The organism is Arhodomonas sp. KWT, assembly GCF_010993615.1.
Map to the genome: position 1 here is coordinate 1 of NZ_WNXE01000225.1, position 3,417 is coordinate 3,417.

5 protein-coding genes are annotated in these 3,417 nt (G+C 72.1%); 4 read left to right on the forward strand and 1 reads right to left on the reverse strand.

Annotated features, from left to right (window positions below):
• The 4 genes from G7A99_RS16965 to ureG all read left to right on the forward strand — a co-directional run.
• Window positions 1-975: urease subunit alpha (locus G7A99_RS16965; RefSeq protein ID WP_163142341.1), on the forward strand; the 975-nt coding region annotated here is incomplete at its 5' end.
• A gap of 32 nt (window positions 976-1,007) precedes the next feature.
• Window positions 1,008-1,463, forward strand: coding sequence for an urease accessory protein UreE (ureE, locus tag G7A99_RS16970; RefSeq protein ID WP_163142344.1), 456 nt, complete (start codon window positions 1,008-1,010; stop codon window positions 1,461-1,463).
• Complete coding sequence (locus G7A99_RS16975) at window positions 1,429-2,127, forward strand: urease accessory protein UreF (RefSeq protein ID WP_163142347.1); 699 nt, start codon at window positions 1,429-1,431, stop codon at window positions 2,125-2,127. The genes ureE and G7A99_RS16975 overlap by 35 nt, the downstream gene beginning before the upstream one ends.
• Window positions 2,128-2,143: 16 nt before the next feature.
• Window positions 2,144-2,824, forward strand: a complete 681-nt coding sequence (ureG, locus tag G7A99_RS16980; protein WP_163142350.1) for an urease accessory protein UreG — start codon at window positions 2,144-2,146, stop codon at window positions 2,822-2,824.
• On the opposite strand, the gene G7A99_RS16985 is transcribed toward ureG, so the two are convergent.
• Window positions 2,821-3,417 (reverse strand): ATP-binding cassette domain-containing protein (locus G7A99_RS16985; protein WP_163142353.1); only part of this gene is annotated, 597 nt, incomplete at its 5' end. The two genes, ureG and G7A99_RS16985, sit on opposite strands and share 4 nt — an antisense overlap.

The following is a 3,417-nucleotide window of genomic DNA, read 5'->3' on the forward strand; positions in this document are numbered from 1 at the left end:
GCGATCCACACGGACACCCTCAACGAGTCCGGCTTCGTCGAGGACACCATCGCCGCGTTCAAGGGCCGGACCATCCATACCTATCACACCGAGGGGGCGGGCGGCGGCCACGCGCCGGACATCATCAAGGCCGCCGGCGAGGCCAACGTGCTGCCGTCGAGCACCAACCCGACGCGGCCGTACACGGTGAACACCATCGACGAGCACCTGGACATGCTCATGGTCTGCCATCACCTGGACCCGGCCATCCCGGAGGACGTGGCCTTCGCCGAGTCGCGGATCCGCCGCGAGACCATCGCCGCGGAGGATATCTTCCACGACCGCGGGGCCTTCTCGATGATCGCCTCCGACTCCCAGGCCATGGGCCGGGTCGGCGAGGTGATCTCGCGCACGTGGCAGACCGCGCACAAGATGAAGCGCCAGTTCGGTGCCCTGCCCGAGGACAGCGAGCGCAACGACAACTTCCGTGCCCGCCGCTACGTGGCGAAGTACACCATCAACCCGGCGCTGACCCACGGCATCGCCCACGAGGTGGGCTCCATCGAGGTGGGCAAGCTGGCCGACCTGGTGCTCTGGAAGCCGGCGTTCTTCGGTGCCAAGCCGGGGGTCATCGTCAAGGGCGGGATGGTCGCCGCAGCCCCTATGGGTGATCCCAACGCCTCCATCCCCACGCCCCAGCCGGTGCACTACCGGCCCATGTTCGGCGCCTACGGCGGCGCGCTCGCCGAGACCGCGGTGACCTTCGTCTCCGCGGCGGCGGCGACCGCCGGCGTCGCCGACCGCCTCGGCCTCGCCAAGCGTACGGTGGCCGTTGCCGGCTGCCGCACGGTGACCAAGGCGGACATGAAGCTCAACGACTGGCAGCCCACCATCGAGGTCGATCCGCAGACCTACCAGGTCCGCGCCGACGGCGAACGCCTGACCTGCGAGCCCCTCGAGGAACTGCCCCTCGCCCAGCGCTACTACCTGTTCTGAGCGCGGGCGGCGACCATACGGAGACGACGAGCGTGATCGAGCTCACGGAACGATACGACGACGTGCGGTCCGCGGACGCGGTGCTGACCCTGCCCTTCGAGACCCGGCAGAAGAGCCGCTTCCGCGCGACCCTGGACGACGGCCGGGACGCCGGCGTGCACCTGCCGCGGGGCTCCCTGCTGCGCGACGGCGACCGGCTCGGCGGCGACGGCCTGGTGGTCCGGGTCGCCGCCGCCGCGGAGGCGGTGTCCACGGTGACCGCCCACGACCCCACGACCCTGGCGCGGGGCGCCTATCATCTGGGTAACCGGCATGTGCCGCTGCAGGTCGGCGAGGGCTGGCTGCGCTACCGCCGCGACCACGTCCTCGACGCGATGGCCGCCGGTCTCGGCCTGGCGGTGCACCACGAGTCCGCCCCCTTCGAGCCCGAGGCGGGGGCCTACGGCCACGGGCATGGTCACAGCCATCACCACCACGACCATGCCTGATCCGGCCACCCTGCGGCTGTGGCAGCTCATCAGCCCGACCCTCCCGGTGGGGGCGTACGCCTACTCCGCGGGCCTGGAGACGGCGGTGGCGGGCGGTACGGTGCGCGACGGTCCGGGTCTCGGGGACTGGCTCGCCGGGCAGGCGCAGGCGCTGCTCGTGCCGGTGGACCTGCCGGCGCTGGCGCGGCTGATGCGCGCCTGGACGGCGGGCGACGCCGAGGCACTGGGCTACTGGACCGACTGGCTGCGTGCCGCGCGGGAGACCGCGGAGCTGCGCGCCGAGGACGAGCACATGGGCCGGGCGCTGGCGCGGCTGCTCGTCAGCCTCGGCGAGAGCGACGCCGGCGACTGGGACGCCCCGGGGCGCACCAGCTGGGCGACGCTGTTCGCCCTCGCCGCCAGCCGGTGGGACATCGGTGTCGAGGATGCCGCGGCGGGCTATCTCTGGGCCTGGCTGGAGAACCAGGTCGCCGCCGGGGTGAAGCTCATCCCCCTCGGCCAGTCCGAGGGCCAGCGAGTGCTCTTCGAGCTCGGCGCGCGGGTGCCGGAGTGGGCCCGGGCCGCGCTGGGGCTCGCGGACGAGGCCCTGGGGGGCTCGGCCCCGGGCGTTGCCATCGCCAGCAGCCGTCACGAGACCCAGTACACCCGACTGTTCCGCAGTTGAACCACGGAGAATCACGATGACCCGCACCGACCCCCTTCGCATCGGTATCGGCGGCCCGGTGGGCTCGGGCAAGACCGCTCTGACCCTGGCGCTATGCCGCGCGCTGCGGGAGCGTTTCTCCCTCGCGGTGGTCACCAACGACATCTACACCCGCGAGGACGCGGATTTCCTGGGCCGTCACCACGCCCTGCCCGAGGGCCGGATCGTCGGCGTGGAGACCGGCGGCTGCCCGCACACCGCGATCCGCGAGGACGCCTCCATGAACCTCACCGCCGTGGCCGACCTCCAGACCCGGTTCCCCGGGCTGGACGCCGTGCTCATCGAGTCCGGCGGCGACAACCTGTCCGCCACCTTCAGCCCCGAGCTCTCGGATCTCACCCTCTACGTCATCGACGTCAGCGCCGGCGACAAGATCCCGCGCAAGGGCGGCCCCGGGATCACCGGCTCGGACCTGCTGGTGATCAACAAGACCGACCTGGCGCCCCACGTCGGCGCCTCGCTGGCGGTCATGGAGCGTGACGCCCGCGCGATGCGTGGTGAGCGCCCGTTCTGCTTCACGAGCCTCGCCCGGGAGGAGGGGCTGACCGGGGTGATCAGCTTCATCCTGCGCGAGGGGATGCTGGAGACGCAGGCGGAGGACCTGCCCGCGAGCGGCGTTTCGCCGGAGGAGACGGGCGCGACCGTGGCGAAAGACTAGCCGCCGGCGGCGCACCGGTCCGTCGGTGGCTCCCGGGCGGAGGTCCGGCCGGCGTCCTCCGGCCGGGTGTAGTGCACCAGCGCGACCGGCAGGCCGTTCTCCGGGTGCGGCACGACCTCCATGGGGATGCCGTAGATGTCCCGGAGGGTGGCCTCCTCCATTATGGCGTCCGGGGCCCCCTCGGCCAGGAGCCGGCCCTGACGCAGTGCGATGAGCTGGTCGCAGTAGTGTGCGGCCATGTTGATGTCGTGCAGCACGATGACCACGCCGAGCCCGAGCTCGTGGGTGAGCCGGCGGATCAGCGCCAGCATCTCCACCTGGTGAGCGATGTCCAGCGCGGTGAGGGGCTCGTCGAGGATCAGGAACCGGCTGCCCTGGGCGAGCAGCATGGCCAGCCAGACACGCTGGCGCTCGCCGCCGGAGAGGGTGTCCACCATGCGGTCCGCGAACGGCTTGGTCTGGGTCAGTGCCATGGCCCGGTCGATGTGGTGGCGGTCCTCGTCGCCGAGGCGGCGGAGCAGGCCGTGCCACGGATAGCGTCCCAGGGCCACCAGCTCGCGGCCGGTCAGGCTCTCGGTGTCCGGCAGGCGCTG